The sequence below is a fragment of the Flavobacterium ovatum genome (assembly GCF_040703125.1).
Taxonomy (GTDB): domain Bacteria; phylum Bacteroidota; class Bacteroidia; order Flavobacteriales; family Flavobacteriaceae; genus Flavobacterium; species Flavobacterium ovatum.
In genome coordinates this window covers 4,051,980-4,070,883 of sequence record NZ_CP160035.1, presented here as the reverse complement: position 1 = coordinate 4,070,883, position 18,904 = coordinate 4,051,980, and the positions used below count along the sequence as shown (strand labels likewise).

General features: G+C 34.7%; 10 protein-coding genes. 9 read left to right on the top strand and 1 reads right to left on the bottom strand.

Annotated features, from left to right (window positions below; all coding sequences use genetic code 11):
• Positions 1–74: 74 nt before the first annotated feature.
• From ABZP37_RS16700 to ABZP37_RS16680, 5 genes are all read left to right on the top strand, one after another.
• The gene (locus ABZP37_RS16700) at positions 75–1,835 is read left to right on the top strand and encodes a RagB/SusD family nutrient uptake outer membrane protein (RefSeq protein ID WP_366184341.1); all 1,761 of its coding nucleotides are present in this window, start codon (positions 75–77) and stop codon (positions 1,833–1,835) included.
• Positions 1,836–1,899: 64 nt separating this feature from the next.
• The gene (locus ABZP37_RS16695; protein WP_366184340.1) at positions 1,900–2,391 is read left to right on the top strand and encodes a hypothetical protein; all 492 of its coding nucleotides are present in this window, start codon (positions 1,900–1,902) and stop codon (positions 2,389–2,391) included.
• Positions 2,392–2,556: 165 nt separating this feature from the next.
• Entirely contained in the window at positions 2,557–5,478 is a 2,922-nt protein-coding gene (locus ABZP37_RS16690; RefSeq protein WP_366184338.1) for a PQQ-binding-like beta-propeller repeat protein, read from the top strand.
• Position 5,479: 1 nt separating this feature from the next.
• On the top strand, positions 5,480–6,172 hold the full coding sequence (locus ABZP37_RS16685) for a T9SS type A sorting domain-containing protein (protein ID WP_366184337.1): 693 nt from the start codon (positions 5,480–5,482) through the stop codon (positions 6,170–6,172).
• A gap of 277 nt (positions 6,173–6,449) precedes the next feature.
• Entirely contained in the window at positions 6,450–6,776 is a 327-nt protein-coding gene (locus tag ABZP37_RS16680; protein WP_366184335.1) for a hypothetical protein, read from the top strand.
• Positions 6,777–6,918: 142 nt separating this feature from the next.
• On the opposite strand, the gene ABZP37_RS16675 is transcribed toward ABZP37_RS16680, so the two are convergent.
• Positions 6,919–8,067 carry a helix-turn-helix domain-containing protein gene (locus ABZP37_RS16675; RefSeq protein WP_366184333.1) on the bottom strand — a complete coding sequence of 383 codons (1,149 nt, stop codon included), beginning with the start codon at positions 8,065–8,067 and terminating at the stop codon, positions 6,919–6,921.
• A 458-nt stretch (positions 8,068–8,525) separates the two neighbouring features.
• Between ABZP37_RS16675 and ABZP37_RS16670 the strand changes: the two genes are divergently transcribed.
• The 4 genes from ABZP37_RS16670 to ABZP37_RS16655 are packed head-to-tail and all read left to right on the top strand — an operon-like array spanning position 8,526 to position 18,855.
• A complete protein-coding gene (locus tag ABZP37_RS16670; RefSeq protein WP_366184331.1) occupies positions 8,526–12,056 on the top strand; it encodes a TonB-dependent receptor in 3,531 nt (1,176 codons plus the stop codon).
• Between the two features lie 18 nt (positions 12,057–12,074).
• Entirely contained in the window at positions 12,075–13,961 is a 1,887-nt protein-coding gene (locus ABZP37_RS16665; RefSeq protein ID WP_366184329.1) for a RagB/SusD family nutrient uptake outer membrane protein, read from the top strand.
• Positions 13,962–13,998: 37 nt separating this feature from the next.
• The gene (locus ABZP37_RS16660; RefSeq protein WP_366184327.1) at positions 13,999–17,082 is read left to right on the top strand and encodes a SusC/RagA family TonB-linked outer membrane protein; all 3,084 of its coding nucleotides are present in this window, start codon (positions 13,999–14,001) and stop codon (positions 17,080–17,082) included.
• A 12-nt stretch (positions 17,083–17,094) separates the two neighbouring features.
• Positions 17,095–18,855: a RagB/SusD family nutrient uptake outer membrane protein gene (locus ABZP37_RS16655; RefSeq protein ID WP_366184325.1), complete on the top strand. Its 1,761-nt coding sequence runs from the start codon at positions 17,095–17,097 to the stop codon at positions 18,853–18,855.
• Positions 18,856–18,904 lie beyond the last annotated feature (49 nt).

Here is an 18,904-nt window from a genome sequence, read left to right as displayed (position 1 = left end):
CCAGACTTGGTAGTCGCTAGAGGTGATGCTATGCAAATTTCATGTTACCAACAAAAAATAATAAATAGAAACTTATGAAAAAGATAGTTTTAATACTAATAGTTGTGTTGATTGGATCAATGCAATCGTGTACTGAATATTTGGAAGAATCCAATCCAAATAATTTATCAACAGATACCTACTGGAAGACTTTGGACGAATCTGAATCCAATTTAACTTCGGTTTACGGAGGAATGTTGGACAGCTATATTTTGGATTTGGAACGGGAGCCTTATCGTTGTGATATTTCTCATCCACAAACTAGAGGATCTGGAAATGTAAATTTATCATGGGTACCTTGGTACCAACAAACTGTTCAGTTTGATGACAGTGATTTACAAAGACGTTGGGAATCCAAGTACCGTGTGATTTGGAGATCCAATCAGGTGATTGAAGGGTTAAATGGTATGACTGATGTATTGAAAGCAAACCCACGTTGGAAACAACAAATGGGACAAGCTAGATTCTTTAGAGGATTAATGCATTTTTACCTGCATTCAGAGTTTAATCAAGGGAAAATAATCATTCGTGATAAAGTACCTACTACGGTTGCTGAGTATGCTAAGGCGCTTTCGACTTCACAAGAAGTAATGGATTTTTTTAGAGCTGATTTAGAATATGCTTATGCTAATTTACCTCCAAAAATGGAACCAAAAACAAGAGCTGATGCAGGAGCAGCAGCTACAATTTTAGGTACTAGTTACCTTTATGAAGGAAAACCTTTGCTTGCTAAAGTATATTTTAATGATATCATCAACAATGTGAAGGGAGATTATGGATACGCATTGCAACAAGATGTTTCTAAAATGTTCAATGGTTTAGCCGATTTTAATTCGGAATCTATTCTAGAAATTAATTATGCGGATAATATACAAACAGAAGACAATGTCTTTAATGAAGAAGGATTTACCAATAGAATGGCAAGATGGACTGCTCCTCAAGGAAACAATTTAGAAACAAAAAAGACTCTTGGCGGTCAAAACACGATGATGCCAGCAGCTTGGTTGACTTGGGAATATGTAAACGAACCTATGGATACCAAAGATGTTCGTAATCATACAGATGGTCTTCTAACAGGGCCAATGAGAACCATTCCATTAAGAGCATCCCAAAGTATCGCCGTTGTAAACGATGAAATATCTCTGTATTACGGATACAAAGCACCTCAAGTGACTAATTTTGGAGGAACCTTCTTTTCTTATTTGAAAAAATACACTAGTCATGCCATTCCTGGTATTACAACTGAATTTGAAACGGGAAGTTCACCTCAAAAATCGCCTAGAAATTTTGTCGTTAATCGTTTATCAGGAGTTTATTTGATGCAAGCCGAGTGTTTGGCAAAAACGGGAGATTATGCAGGTGCAGTAAAATTAATCAATGACATCCGCAAGCGTTGGGGACTGAAATTGTTAGGTCCTACTAGTACTCCTACACAAGACTATGATGGACAAACGTATAATAATGAAGCTACTATAATGAATCATTTGATGTACAAAGCATATCCTTTGGAATTGGCTTTTGAAGGTTTTAATACTAGATTTATCGATTTACGTCGTTGGGGAGTTACAGCTCAAAGATTAAGTTTTCTAAGTACAGAAGTTTACAGCGTAAAGAGTTATGTTTATAAAACGCCAACTGGTGGTACAGCAAGTAGAAACAATAGTTTATTAGTGAAAGGTCCGGGTAATTTGCAATTTACAGAGTTTGTTGAATCTGCAGCGGCTTGGTCAGCAAAAGATTTAGGCTATTTCCCAATACCACAAAACGAAACGCTTAATAATTCAAGTATTAAATAATTTAATATATAAATTCAAACAGGATTGAAAGAATCCTGTTTGGGTTTGTAATAAAAATAAAAAGATGAAAAAATATTTTATTATATCTGCAATGTTTGTACTGGCTTTGTTTTCTGGAAGCTGTACCGAAGACTATGAAATACCGTATAATGATTATGATAGCTTTACATGGTGGGCTTCGCCAAAAATAGTTTACAATACATTAGTTAGACCTGATGCAAGTAATAACGGAGCTGTCGCTGTTGGAAAGTATGTCGCTTTTCAGGATCTTTCAAAAGGGGCTCTTACTCATGAATGGAGCATCAGTGCCGGAAATAGTTTTCTAACTACGGAGTTCACTGAAGCAGATACAGCCAATTATGAGCGTTTTATAAATCCAAATTTAGGTTTGGTTACTACTGATAAATTAGTGTATGTGTTATTTCAAACGTTAGGTGTACATCAAGTAAAGATTAAAAACACTTATAGTCGTAAAGTAATTGGTGCAGTACAAGTTAATGGGGTTTGGACTGCCGAGGCTATTATAACAATAACGGTTGGACCTGTAGTGCCATAAGCTATTTGTATTGATTTTGTAATTTGGTTTCATTTTCTAACTGAATTTGATACTGCCAATAAGAATTAGTTTTTATATAAAAAAGTCTGTAGAATAATATTGTGATCAATTTATTTTATGGGCTTTTTTATTTTTTTAAGGTTATTAATTAAAATTATTTCCAGGATGAAAATAAAAATACTTTTTTGGTTGTTTGTTGGATGCTTATTTTCCATTTTATTAGGAACTGTAGGTAATGCACAAACCAGTCCTAATTTATTAAACGGTCTTTACTACGGTTTTGAAGCCGGTGGTCAAGGCTGGAATACGTCTCAAACGACCAATTGGACTTTCGATGCTTCTAAACCAGCAACTGGAAGTTACAGTTTGAAATTTAGTTCACAACCCCAAACGCTAAGTAGCAAGGATGTTAATTATACCATATCGAAAATAAGAACGGCCGTTAAAAACGGAAAATCTTTTATAGTAGCCTCTTCTTATGAGGGAACCATTGTAGGACTACGCTATGACGGAAAGAAAATCTGGGAGAATAAATTGTCGGGTTTTATGAATCATGATCTTTGGTGTGAAGATATCACGGGTGATGGCATCGATGAGATTTTTGCAGCAAATGCCAACGGAACATTATATTGCTTGAACAATGATGGAACATTAAAATGGCAGTTTAAACAAAATGATGCGCCCATGTACGCGGTATGTGTAGTGAGTAAAAATAATATTCCTTATGTGGTATGCGGTGGTTATGATAAAAATATCTATTACCTAAACGCAGATGGAACATTGAAACAAACCTTGGCATCGGCAACCTATTCTGTAAATACTACTTTTGGTGGGGCGACTGCGCCAAACAGAGTTCATATCGCAAATTTTATTCGAAAAGTAAAAAAAGCCGATGGTTCTGATATTTTGGCTGTTTTGGGTACCAATAACAGTATGCAAGTTACCGGCAATATGTATTTATTTGATGTTTTAGGAACTACTGTGATTACACCTTCTGTCAAAGTAAGTTCTGGAAAACCTGTTGGTGAGATGCGAGTAGTAACTATAAATGGTGCTTCAAAAATTTTGATGGGTAATAGTGCTCACATCAATGACTCCGCTTTTCTTGAATTCGATCCTTTAAATGCATCTACGGCGCAACAAGCGTATGATATTTCGAGTATTAGTAATAAAGTAGGAGGTTTTGGCTATCGTGTATCGCAACCCGAAATTATTCCGAACGGAACTAGTTATCAATATTTCATATTATTTGGCAATCATATTATTTTAATGTCACTGGGTCAAACCATTGCCAATGCCGAAATTTTAGAATGTCCCTACTCTTTCAATGATATGTGGAAAGATCCGCTAACTGGGAATATTATTTTTGCCAGTAGCCAAAGCGGTGGTAGTGATATTCACATAATTGATCCCTCTAAACCAGATTGGAAATTGGCCTATAAAAACATCAGTTCGCCAGGGAAAATTCAAAAAATATTAGACAATACCGCTGCGGTAAATGCAAAGATGAACAGCTTTGTAAAACCAAGTTGGGAGCGCAATCCAATTTCTATTAATTTATTATATGAAAATACTATTGGTTTAAATACAACACTATACAATACGCCAACTTTTGTTTCTCAGTTTTCAACCTCACATGCACAAGACGGAGCGACTTGGGATAGAGCCAATTTAGCTAATTTAAAATACAGAGACACCAGAGATAGCCGTAGAACCTATGATTGGACAGAAGCTCAGGCTTTGAGTTTTATTTATTCTAAAACTACCGCAAATGGTGTTGCTTATTGGGGTGGTCATGGCAATGATCCTTATATGTTTAGTAAGCAAACGAGTCAAAAAGTTATTGATAACACCAGTTCGGTTGCAGGTCGAAAAACAGTTTTGATTTATCCTGAACTAGGAGATGATAGTGCTGATTTTGAATTTGTATTGAATGATTTGTTTTATCCATTAGCAACTTATGGACAAAATAAAAACTTAAAACTGTTTGTTCGTTCCAAAAATATATTTTGGCAAAGTAGTATTTACCTACCTATGTGGTCTCGGTTACTTTCGGGTGAATTTGCCAATGTTTTTGTCCCCTCAATGGAAGAGACAACTGATAAAACAATGGAGTTGAGTTTGGCGGCCAGAATGGGAGTTTGGGCTAGTGGTGCGGTTGATAGTTGGGGAGCAAGAGCGGTACCCGATAATGCGAGTTTTGACAGAATGAGGCAATTTTCGGACCAATCATTAGACAATCATTTTTTAAGACAATTAGTTTATGCAGCAGCCAGCGGCGCACAATATTATGACAATTTTACAAAGCCCGAATTGTTTGCAAAATTATTAGCCAATGGTGCTCTTTTTGTCCCAAAACGTAATGAATTGGTTAGTTTGTCTCCAGTGCATCTCAGCATGTTTGAACCTGACGCTCACTATTTAGAAGAAGGATCAGAAGCCAAATGGTTGACTAATTTTGACCAAACATTTGAAGACGCCAATCCTTTTGTTTTTAGTCGAATGAATGGAAGCTGGCCTGGTGCACCGATTAACGATTGGGATTTTTCAAAATTTGCAGGCGGTATGAAAGAACGCCGATTGAACTTTTTGCCCAATTACCCAAATGGAATGGTACTAATCACGCCACCACAAGCAGGAGCAAAGGCTGACTTAACAGCGCCTAGAGGTTTGATGAAAAACAAGCTACATCCTTTGTATCAAAATATTTTGAAAGAATATTATACTGATGGACATTTCTACTATGCCGCAGATGGTGTTACAAAATACAATGCCAACACCTACTATCAAACGATCAAAACAGAAATTGAAGCTGGTGCTGCCAAAATACCCATTACCGTAACAGGCGATGTGGCTTGGGTAGTGGCGCAAACCGCTCCAAGACATTTACGATTAACGTTGGTTGATAATGGTTATATCAATCCTGATACTCGCATGGCTACAGTGAAATTCAATACCGTAAGTCCCGTTAAAGTGGTGGATGTAGTTGACGGGAAACAATTTTTTCAGACAGGTTCAACGGTGAGTATTGATGTGCCTTGTGGAATGTTTCGCTTTATTGATGTCGAACTAACAAATGATTTGTAAGATGGAAAATTTTAAAAGAGAATATCCGAAAAGGCGTTTTTTATCGATTCGAACTGCGTTTTTTGTTTTGTTGTTTATTTTACAAGCCGCAACTACGGAGGTTTTTGCCCAACACACTCCTTTTGTAATCACTTGTGGGAAAACAATCAATGAATCGAAAATAGCTTTGGACAAAGGAATTTATAAAATGTATGTCAAAGTTTGGATTGATACAGGCGCCTCTTTATTAGGTTTTAAAACAAGTATAAATCCAGTGGAAAATGTACTCACTTGGGAATTTAAGGATGTTGCCAAAGGGCAGTGGGTGACTTTATCAAAGGAGTTTACAGTTCCCAGTGCAGTTGTAAATCAAACTTTTAGTATCGAGGTTTTGGAAGACGAATACAATGGAGCGGGTTATGGCAACTTTTATGTAGATGATTTTTATATCGAATTTATTTCCGTTTTGGGAACAGAAGATTTTAATATAAACGAGGTAGCTATTTTTCCTAGTCCAACCTCAGAATTAGTAAATGTTAATTGTCCCGAAGGAAGCGTAATTACAGTTTATAATATTTTAGGTATTGCTATCCAAAACATTAAACACGCACAAAGTAGTAACACAATTCAAGTTTCAAATTTAGCTTCAGGAATTTATTTTGTAAAAGTACAATTAGACAGCAATCAAACTATTAAAAAAATAGTGGTGAAATAAGGAATTAATAAAATTAGATAACGTCCAGTAACTCTAGTTGTTTTTCTGTAATTATATTTTAATTCTAATCAATTAAAACAAACTGATGATGAAAATGAAATTAGTAGTAGCAATGGTATTATTACGTAGTAGTGTATTCGAATTATCTGCTCAAGAAGTAGTTTTTGATTTTGAAAACGATAACTAAGGAATTTGGACAAAATCTAAATTAGTTTTTAAAATATACTGCGAAAAAGCTGTTTCAGGAAGCAAGTGCTTAAAATACAACTGTACCTAAATGCTAATAAATGAAAACGAAAATTTTCATGTTAAAAATCTTGGTAGTGAAGGCGTGAAATTGAGTGTGGCAACTTGTATGGTTTCTTTGAAAGTTTTGGCAGATGAAAATCTAAAAGCAGGAGGATTTAATATAACAGTTGCAAAGCCATGGACAACTACTAATTTTAAAAGGAATAAAGTAGAAAAAGGAAAATGGATTGACTTATTTCAAGAATTGGTTCTACCTGAAACAAGTGAAAAGTTAAATATAACTGTTTCTGCAAATCCAAAATGGGGAGGGACAGGAATTTTCTATATTGACGATCTTACTATAGTTAAGGAATAATAATTTCCTTTTCAAAACAAGAAAGCCATCAGAAAATATTTTCTGATGGCTTTCTTGTTTTTTATTTAGTTTAAAGACCAAGTACTATGATCAAGACCTTACGAATAAATATAGTGTGTCCAAAGAGTTGATCTGTAAAGAATTAAAAAGGTACAACTAGTATGCTTTTTAATCCTAAGTTTGTCCTGTCTTTACCATAGACCTGATAAATAGCAGTGAAATTATCCTTTTCAGCCATATGCTCTTTATTAAATTTTTTCAGGAATTCGTTGTCTGTAAAATGTTCAATTGTAGCTTTTACCCCCATATCATGATTTGAGAAGAAAATAAAACATTCATTGTTTTTAGGACCTTTAAACCTAGAAACAATAGAGAAATCTTCACTTTCTTTACCAAAGTAGGTGGTGTAAATAGTATCCTTTAAATTTGGATGTCCACTGACAATCAGATGTTGATTTGTAATTTTAAAATAAGGGTTAAAATTATTAAATAATGACGTTAGTTTGGTGTTATTTATATATTGGCCAACATATATTAAGTTTCCATTTTTTAAATCATCTACAGAGATATGGGAAGAAAAACGTATACCAAAGTTGGAATTTAGATCGTAAAATAATTTTGCCACATGTTGTACTGCTATGACTCCCATACTAGTTATATAGGTGTAATTTGCAGGTTTAATTATTTCTTTTAATTCTGAATTATTTTCCATAAAAGCATAATAGTCTTCTGTTGAATTAATGGAGAAATCACGAGTCCAGCCTTCATTATTTGTAATAGTTTTTCCTGTCATTCCAAAAACATCCCCTACGATGAGGGTCGTTGCTTTTTTATTTTTAAAAAATGATTCCCATACTACAGGTGGTTCTGGTTTTAAATTACTAAAAATAAAAATTATACTAAGAGCCACTAGGAGTAAATATGGAATGACATTCTTTAACTTAATTTTTTCTAAAGTTGAAGTATTTGGGGTTAGCTTTTCAAATCGTACACTGTATTGACCTTTGTCAATAATCAATCTCCATTGAATGTCTTGACCATCTGTTTTGTAATATAACTCTATTTTTTTTCTAAGATTATATACATTAACACGTACTCTAGGGTTGTTTTTGTCAGATATTGATTTGTCACCAAAAAATTCTAAATCGATAATGTCTTCCTTTAAGAAATCACCAGCCAAAGTTGCCTTTACTAAATACTTAAGTAAAGCAGAGCTTTTAGGGGCCTTTTGAAACAATTCAGTTTTAATAATATTTTCACAAAGGATAAGTTTTTTTTCGTCTGAAAGCATTCTTATGGTGTTTTTAATGTTGATTTAACGGTTACAAGTACCGTTAAGTAGGGGTTAAATATAGTTATTTTTAACAAGTAGTCTAGTTTTACAGAAAACATTTTAAGTTTTTTAATGGGAGCAAAATTATTAATAAGTCATAATTGTGAATTTATAGATGATATAAATACAGTTAATTATCTAAAATAGTAGATAACGCATGTATTTGTTTTTGGATTTATTTTAAGAAAGCTATACATCTCCCGTTTTGTCTTATAAAATTAGTCTTTGATCACTTTTTAGGACTGCATCATCATTTTATTAAAAAAGGAAGGAGGAAATAAAAGAAAGGACAAATACATAGCAAGAGCTAGAGAATAAAAAGAAAAACCAGAAAGTGCGACAACACTTTCTGGAGGTTCGAAAGCAATATTATTGCGATACCAATTAACATTACTAACCAAATAAAAGACAAAATTATGAATAAAACCTTTAGTCGTTCCAAAAAACGACCAAAAATGACGTTGACCAAAGTTTCTTTAATAATTATGAGAACTTTTGTTTTATTTATAGCAAGTGGTTTAACCTCAGTTTATGCCAATTCTCCGTATGCTCATAAAAAACTGGATATTAATGTTCAAAATCTAACCATTGAAGAGTTATTTAAAGAAATTCAGAATAAAAGTGAATATATCTTTTTATATAAAGATGGAGTTCTAGATGATCACCACAAGGTTTCATTGAATCTAAAAGGAACACAACTCGAAGATATTTTAAATAAATCATTTTCAAATACAGTTTTAGATTACACCATTACAGATAGACAAGTCGTCATTAAAAAGAAGAAGATTAAAGTCGCAGAAAAGAATGTGGATCAGAATTTTTTAGTAAGTGGTGTTATTAATGATGAAAATGGGCAATCAATTCCTGGTGCTACAGTGCTAGAAAAAGGAACGACCAATGCAGTACAGACTGATTTTAACGGAAAGTTCTCTTTGAAAGTTAGGTCTGAAAAGGCTGTTTTAGTTATTTCCTATATTGGTTTTGCTACTCAAGAAATTAGAGTTAATTATCGCACAACAATTTCAGTAAATTTAAAGGAAACCGTCTCAAGTTTAGACGAGGTGGTAGTTGTAGGTTACGGTACGCAACGCAAAGTTAGCGTAACTGGAGCTATTTCCTCTGTTGGAACAGATATCCTAAAACGAAGTCCAGCCCCTAACTTGGTCGGTGCTTTGACTGGTCGTCTCCCCGGTTTAACTGTTATGCAATCTAGTGGCCAACCAGGTAAAGAGGATTTTGATATATATCTACGCGGCGCCAGTACGTTAAATGGTAAATCACCTTTAATATTAGTTGATGGCGTACCTCGTGACAATATCACAATGCTTGATCCTAATGAGATTATGGATGTGTCTATTTTAAAAGATGCCTCTGCAACAGCGGTCTTTGGTGTACGTGGGGCCAACGGTGTGATTTTGATTACAACGCGTATGGGTACCGTAGGAGAACCGCAGTTAAGTTTTTCTGCTTCATTTGGTAGGCAAGATTTCTCTACAGACTATAAAAAATATAATTCTTGGGAACAAGCAGCCTTGGTAAATCAATCTTATAAGAATGATGGATTGGCTTTACCTTATTCTCAAAGACAAATTGATAATTACAAAAATCAAGTAAGTGATTATTATCCTAATACAGACTGGTTTGCTGTGTACTTTAAACAATTTGCACCCCAGAGTAGATACAACGCCAATCTTTCTGGTGGTACGGAACGTGTGAAGTATTTTATAAATTTGGGTTTTACACAACAGGGTAGTGTAGTAAAAATAGAGGACAAGGATGTTTTGGGTTATGATGCTTCTTTCCGCTTAAATCGTTACAACTTCCGTTCTAACTTGGATATTAAGGCCAATGATTGGATTAAGGTAGGTATTAAATTAGCAGGATATATCAATAAGGTAAATGAACCTAATAGTTTTAATAACACATATGGTAGTGCCTATAATTATTTTGGACGAGTATTTAACCAACAATCAACTACACCTGGTCCTTTTGTTACCGATCAAATGGTACAAGATTATGGTTTAGTACCTAATACTTTAATGGGCGGCCAAGAAAGTCTTTATGGTGAGATTAACAATCAAGGTTTTCATCGTAGTGATCAAAGTACTTTAAACGCTACAACTTCCTTGGATTTTGATTTAGGTTGGATGGTAAAAGGACTGTCTTCTAATGTACAAGTGTCATTTGATACGGATAATCAAACCGAAGTTTTTGGTAAAATGGGTAATGGTTTTAATGCAGGTTACAACTTATATACGTATGGAAATAATGAAGAGGTTGATCCTATTACTGGAGAAGGGCATGATATTATAACTTTTATACAGGCTTCAGACTTTGGTAACCATAAAATTAACACCAATAAAAGTTATGCTTTTTCTTATAAACTAAATGCGCAATGGCGTATTAATTACAAACGCATTTTTGCAAAGAAACACCATGTTGGTTTCATGGCTTTGATGCAACGTGATAATAAGGAGATTAAGAGTGGCTCAAGTATGTTCTTATTACCTTATAATGTTATTGGTTTGGCCAGTCGAGCCAGTTATGCTTACGAAGACAGGTATATGGCTGAATTTAATATTGGATATAATGGTTCTGAGCAGTTTGCAAAAGGTAGACGTTTTGGCGTTTTTCCTGCGGGCTCTGTTGGATGGATGGTGACAAATGAAAAATTCATGAAAAATTTTAATTTTCTTTCAAAATTGAAATTTCGTGCTTCTTATGGTAAAGTTGGTAGTGATAATATTGGGGGCAAACGTTTCTTATATATGGATATGAATCAAATTGCGGGTAATGGGCAAAATAATAATATAGGAAATGGCAACACAGTGAACGAGTCACAGATTGGTAATCTTGATTTAACTTGGGAAATAGCCTATAAGCAGAATTATGGTGTTGATCTAGGTTTCTTTAAAAATAAATTGACCTTGGGTTTAGATTACTACAAAGAGAGACGGGAGAACATCCTGATTGGAAGAAATTCGGTATCTACGATTATAGGTGTTCCCACAGCTATTATGCCAAAAGTAAACATGGGACGTGTTGATAACCATGGATATGAAATTGAATTAGGGTACAAGAATAGGTTGAATAAAGATTTATACATCTCTGCAAAAACATCTTTCAGTTACAACAAGAATACAGTAATTGAAAGCGATGAATTAGATAAAGGATCTACGTTTGCTTATGGTTATAATCAAGAGGGTTTCTCAATAGGTCAAAACTTTGGTTATAATATTGATTGGAACTCACCGGGTAAAGGTTATTTCCTTTCTCAATCTGAGATAGACAGTTATGCTCAATACAATGGTGTTCAGCCTCGTGTCGGTGACTTTGTTTATAAAGATATCGCTGGTGCAGTTGATGCAAACGGGAATACTATTGCAGACGGTATAATAGATAGTAAAGATGTTTCTCCAATCGGTAAACCAAGTCTACCGCGTTACAATTACAGTTTATCGCTCAATGTAAATTATAAAAACTTTGATATTAGTGCATTATTTCAGGGTATAGGTAATAGTTATAATTATTATGATGGTTATGGTATCAACCAAGCTCAAACATTATCATTCCAAAAAGTACACGAACATGCTTTTAATCCTGATATGGTAGAAACTAACGCTGATGGTCAATTGTACTATGCAGGTGGTGCTATTACTTATCCGGCATTATCTACTAAAAATAATAACAGTAGTGTATCAAGAAATGATTTTTTTATAGCTAACCGTAGATTCATCCGTTTAAAGAACTTTCAAATAGGCTACACTCTTCCAAAGAAATGGAGTAAATCAATCGGCATGCAAGAATTCAGGTTCTATGCTAGTGGATTAAATTTACTGACATGGAGTAAATTACCTTTCGACCAAGTTGATCCAGAGCAACGTAGTGCAAGTTCTGTAATGCCCATTCAACGTACAATAAGTGTTGGCGCTAATATTAGATTTTAATTTTAAACAAAGAAAATGATGATGAACAAAACATATTATGTCGTTACCATATTAATACTTTTTGGCTTTAACAGCTGTCAAGATGTTTTAGATGTAGCGCCTGAAGGACAACATTCACTTGATGAGATTTTCTCTGATGAAAACACTACTGGTGCATATCTCAATTCATGTTACGATTCAATGAATAAACACGGTTTTGAGTATAGTAAAGGTGGAAGTAGAAGCGGCCCACCTATTACAATGGCTGATAATTGTTATTTTTATGATAGTTGGGGAAATACTCAATATGATGGTTTTACAAATACTTGGGGTATAAGCCCAGTTTGGTCAGATAGTCAGTTTATAGGACATACGTTATGGGACTTGAATAATCGCAATATTCGTCGTTGTAATATCTTTTTGGCCCGTATGGCTGATCCAAAGACCGTAGTTCCTGATGAGCAGACACGCTTGCAATGGACAGCAGAAGTAAAAGTTCTGCGTGTATATTATTATGAAGAGTTGATTAAAAATTACGGACCTCTTCCAATAATAAGTGAAGTGAAATCCGCTAGTTATGACGGAGCAGATCTTGATCGTTCAATGAGTTACCATGATTGTGCCCAATGGATTTTTAAGCAAATAGATGAAGCGGTTAAAGAACCTAATTTACCTTGGCGTTTTAATAATTCTAATGATAAAAGTAGAATGACAAAGGGAATTGCCTATGCTATAAAATCAAGAGTTGCTGTTTTTATGAGTAGCCCCTTGTTCAACAATGGTCAAAATTATTGGTCAGAAGCAGAAACGATAACAAAAGATTGCTTAAATCAATTACTTAGCCATAATTATGAGTTGTACAAAACGGTAAGTGACCCTGCTCTTTATGGGACAAATGCTTATCGTGAATTATTTTGTAAAAAGGTTGATTATAGTGATAATCCTACCAATAAGGAGAATATTTATGAAAGTAGGACTGAAATCGATACTTATAATTACATGCAGTGGTTATATGGTACACCCATTAATAGTGATAAACGTTCAGGATTAAACCCAACGCAGGAGTTAGTTGATAGTTATCCTATGGCTGATGGTTCTTATGTTTTGGATCTAGAAAACCCTTATTCAGATGAGAAACATTTGCAACCCAATTTCAACACTACTTCTTCCTATGATGAACAGAACCCCTACGTAAACAGAGATCCACGGTTCTACGCTACGGTTCGTTATAATGGTAGTCAAACTATAAATTCTAAGAAAGTTATGACCGATTTATGGACTTTTTATAGCGGTAATTGTGGTATTAATCCAAGCGATAAAAAACGAACTAAAACAGGTTATTATGATAATAAATATCGTCCTGAAGATCTAAGGAGAGGTAAATGGACTTTGAAGGCTTCCTTCCCAATTTATCGTTTAGCGGAATTGTATTTGAATTATGCTGAAGCTGCTATAGAATCCAATCATTTAGATGATGCTCTTATACTTGGACTTAACCCTATTCGTGATCGTGTGTATATGCCACACATTACATATACTAGTCAAAATGATTTACGCTTAAAGTATAGAAATGAACGTCGTATAGAAATGGTTTATGAAGAAAGGCGTTATGAAGATATTCGCCGTTGGCATAATCCGGGTGAAGAAGTTTCTGAATTTCGCTGGACTACTGGTATGTGGATAGATTATAACGGTACTGTAAATGGAAAAGGGATGCCTACCAAAACTCCAGAGATAAATGATTTTACCTATAAACGTGTTATTTGTGGTGACGGTTGGGATTATACTAACAATACATGGACAGGGACAGGGAGAGAACGTATGATTTATGATTCCAAGTATCTATTAAGTCCTATTCTTCAACCGGAAGCTATTCGTTTAGAATCGGTTACTGGTAAAAAGTGGCAAAACCCAGGATGGGAGTAATCTATTATCATTATTATAAATTAATAAATTTAATTTTATGAATCTAAAGAAATATTTATTTGGTTTTTTATGCTTCATTTTCATAGGCTTTATGTCTGTGCAACATGTTAGCGCACAGGCAACCAATATAACGAACATAAAAAGTTTGAACGGTAAGATAATGGATGTTTATAATCATCCACTTTCTGGAGTAGTTGTTTCCGTATCTGGAGAAGAACGTGGAGCAATAAGTAATGCTGATGGTACCTTTACTATACTGGGAGTATATAAAAGTACCGATGAGTTTACCTTTAAAATGCTTGGCTATAGGACATTGATCACAAAGTTGAGCGAACAAACAGATTTAAACGTAAACATGGATAGAGATGTGTCCAATAGTAACCAAGTAATTCCTCTTTTGCGTGATAGTCGTGAAAATTATACACTAGGGGCATCAGCTGTTACCATCAGCGGGGATGAATTACGTCGTACACATCAACGTACAGTTTCTGCTGCTTTGGCAGGTCGTTTCCCTGGTTTGTACGTTACTACAAATAGTAGTGAGCCTGGTAATGAGACATACGGATTTAATATTCGTGGTAAATCTACTGTTAATGGTGGTGGTGTTAAAGTACTTGTTGATGGAATGGCATTAGGTATAAATTCCGTCCGCCCTGAAGATGTAGAAAGTGTAACGGTGCTTAAAGATGCTCCCGCATTGGCACAATATGGTATGGATGCGACAGGGGGTATTATTCTTATTAAAACGAAAGTTGGTGAGAGTGGACGTCCTAAAATTGTTGTTAGTGTAGATTATCAGGTACAACAAGCATTAAAAACTCCTGATATTCTGTCTTCAGGTGATTATGCTGAATTATATAACGAAGCAAGTTTAAACGATGGTGGTATTGCTAAATATACTGCTGAGGATATTTCTAAATTTCGTTCAGGAGAAGATAGAAACCTTTATCCTGACAACAATTGGTATGAAAGGTTCACAAAACCAGATTTGAGCAGTGTTAATGTTAATGCTTCTGCTACTGGTGGTGGTGAATATGTGAAATACTACACAAGTATAGGCTACCAGAAAATTGGCAGCCCGTTCAACACAGAAAGTGCATTAGAAGATTATGGTCGCAATAAAATTAACTTGCGTTCTAATGTTAATGTAAAAGTAACTGATTTTATTCATGCTTATGTAAAGTTGAATGCTACGGTAGATCGTAATTACTTTAACAATGCAAATGGAGGAGAAACAGGTGTTATGTCATCTTTATTTGATTTGGCTCCTACTATTTATGGGCCGTTAACTCCCTATGTCAGCGAAACTAATCCTGGTGGAAAAGTAGTTGTCACGACTAACGAGACAAACCCGACTTACGGGCGTTTGAATAGAAGCGGTTTCAAGAAAACAACAAGTCTTGATCTGACTTCGATCTCTGGTCTAAATTTTGATTTGGGTAGTATAATAAAGGGTTTGTCTACATTTGGTGAGATTAAATTTCATACTTACTCTAATTCAAACATGATGGGTAATACAGATTATGAACGTTGGACTCGTGACTTAACTGATGTTGATAATTTGGAATTTTTCAAATATGGTACTTCTATTCGTAATCCATTGGCATTCGCTAAATCCGTAAGTAATAATTTACGTTTTGAGTATGAATGGGCCGTTGATTATAAACGTCAATTTGGAAATCATGGTATTCATGCCAATGCTTTCTTCCATGAAGATTATATCAATGGAGATAACATTACAGAAGATTTACCTGAATATAAAATTACTTATGGTTTCTTGGCTAATTATTCTTATAAGAATTTCTTCTTTGCAGATTTCGTAGGAAGTTATGTAGGATCAGAACAGTTTGCACCAAGTGAGCGTTGGGGGCTCTTTCCTTCTGCAGATGCCGCAGTAGTATTGTCTAATTTAAGTTTCATGAAAGATAACAATACTCTTACCTTTTTGAAGCTTCGTGCTTCTTACGGTATAATTGGTAATGATAACTTTGGCGGTGATCGTTTCTTGTACAAAGATAATTTTCATGGTGGTGGATCCATACGTATTAAAAATGCAGGCAAAGCTTATATCGAAGACCAATATGGTAATCCATTACTAACATGGGAAAAATCATATAAAACTAATTTTGGTATTGATGCTTCAATTTTAAACATGTTTACTTTAAACTTCGATTATTTTATTGATAATACAGATAATATTTTGATTTCTGACGCAACTATTCCTTCTACTATAGGTATGAATTCAGACGATCGTGCTAAAATAAATTCGGGTAAAATAGATAGCCATGGTTTCGAAGCCGCTTTAGGTTGGAGCAAGGAGTTTAACAAAGACTTTGGTGTTGGATTAAAAGGCCATGTGGGGTATTATCAAAATGAGGTAAAAGATTTAGGGGAATTACAAAACCCAGAAGATTACGCATATAGATATCGTAAAACAGGTTACCGATTAGGCCAGCGTTTCGCTTATCAGGTTGATTACAGTAATGGTAACGGCTATTTCAATTCTCAAGATGAGATTGATAACTCAGGTTTAGTTTATCAAGGACAAGCACCTCGTCCTGGAGATTTCATTTATAAAGATGTGAATGGAGATGGAACTATTGACGCTGCTGATCAAGTAAAAATGGGTGATACGGGTAGTCCTCAAGTAGAATGGGGTTTTGAAGCTAATCTTCGTTTTAAAAACTTTGATTTTTCTATGTTATTACAAGGCTTAGGTAAATTTGATAAATTCAACAATGGTGTCGGGTATTATAGTAGCTATAATAAAGGAACATTCTTTGCTGATAATAAGAATGCCTGGACGGCTCAAAGATATGCAGACGGAAGTATGATTGCAGGCCCAGCCTTGACGCTTTCTGGGAGTTCAAGCTATCGTTCTAATGATTATTGGTCCGAAAGCAAAGCCTTTTGGCGAATAAAAAACATAGAAGTTGGGTATTCTTTACCTAGTGAATTAACGAAGATATTATCAATTAGTAATCTTCGAATATATGCAAGCGCAGTTAATTTATTGACTTTTGATAATTCAAAGTCAGGTGATGTTGATATTGAAAATAATAATGTAACGAACTTCCCTACGCAACGTTATTTTTCTGCAGGAATTAATGTAACATTTTAAAATATTAAAAAGATGAAATTTAAAATAAAACTCTTAACAGCTTTTTCTATAGGGCTTTTATTCACCTCGTGTAATGATACATTTGATTATGGTGAAGACAATCGTGTAAGTTATGATTATATTTTTTCTGATTATGGAGGAACGGGAGATTATGTGAATACATGTATGTCGCATATTCCCGCATTGGCTAACTGGAGAGGAGGAAACTTCTTAGCTGCATTTACAGATGAAGGTCAGGATGGTTCTTCTAGTAAACAGGCTAGTGCTCAATGGAAATATTACGATGGTCAAATGACGTCGTCAAATAATTTTATGGGGAACATTTATGATGGTATGTATGAAGGCATTCGTAATTGTAATATTTATTTAACTAATTATAACCCTGATATTTATTATAAGTTACCGGAACTTAGAGGAATATGGAAAGGTAACGTACTTTTGACTCGTGCATTTTACAAATGGCTTTTGGTGAAACACTACGGTCCATTACCCATGAATAATGAGATTTATAGTTTAGATCATGATTATTCTAAAGATGTGCGACCTAGTTACGCCAATTGTGTAGAAAGTATAATAGCTGATATTGATTCGGCTATGCTTGAAGATGACCTTCCTTGGAGTGTAAATAATAACGATAATGAAGGTACTTTGACAAAGGGTTTTGCGATGGCTTTAAAATCACAAGTAGCTTTATATGGGGCTAGTAATAATGCAATAGAATGGTCACAAGCTGCAACTATTACTAAAGATTGTTTAACTGCTCTAAAGTCACATAATTATTCAATTTATAAGGTGGCTACTAATGCTTATCAAAATGCTGGATCTCTTAATTCTTATCAGGATATGTTTTTAATTCATCCCGCACTTAGTTCAAATCGAATCAATACGGAATATATTTATAATCCGAACGGTACGTTGAATCTTTGGCAAAAATATGGTTTACCTATGAATGCTTCAAACGGAGTTACTACTTCTGGATTTTGTCCTTCTCAAGAATTGGTTGATGCCTATGAAACAAGCGATGGTGTGCCTATTTTAAATCAGAAGACTCCATATCTGGATAATGAGCATCTGCAGCCCAACTACAATCCGGCTGCTCTAAAAGCTAATGGTGGTTTATATGATCCTGAATCCCCATATCAGAATAGAGACCCGCGTTTGCATGCAACGATCATTTGCAATGGTGATAATTTTGATTTAACAAATGGAAATAAACCTGTTGAAACATATGTTGGAGGTAATAATGGCTTTAGTACAAATAATGAACAATATACAAATACGGGTTATTATTTAAGAAAATTCAGTCATTGGGGGTCAAATAAGAACGTAAATAAGGATGGTACTTGGCCTTATTTCCGTTTGGCAGAGATGTATTTGAACTTTGCAGAAGCGTCATTCGAGGCAAATGGTGTTAATTCCGAAGCTAAAAGCGCAATTGATGCCGTTCGTGATCGTGTTGATATGCCCGCTTTGCCTACCGGATTGAGTCCCGAGGATTTTCGTTTACGTTTGCGTAATGAACGCCGTGTAGAATTTGCTTTCGAGGAAGAACGTTACTTTGATTTGCGTCGTTGGAACATCCAAAATGAAAAGGAAGGTATCATTACTGGTATGAAGATTACGAAGGTTAACAGTGATCTAAGCTATGAACGTGTTGTTGTTCAAAAACGTAATGTTACAGAACCTAAATATAGAGTAATGCCCATACCAAGAAATGAAGAACTTAGGTATGCTAAATATGGTATAAGCTGGCAAAATGAAGGTTGGCAGTAATAAAGCTAGCTACTAAGAATTAGAAATGTAAAGAAAGGGTTGCGTCAAA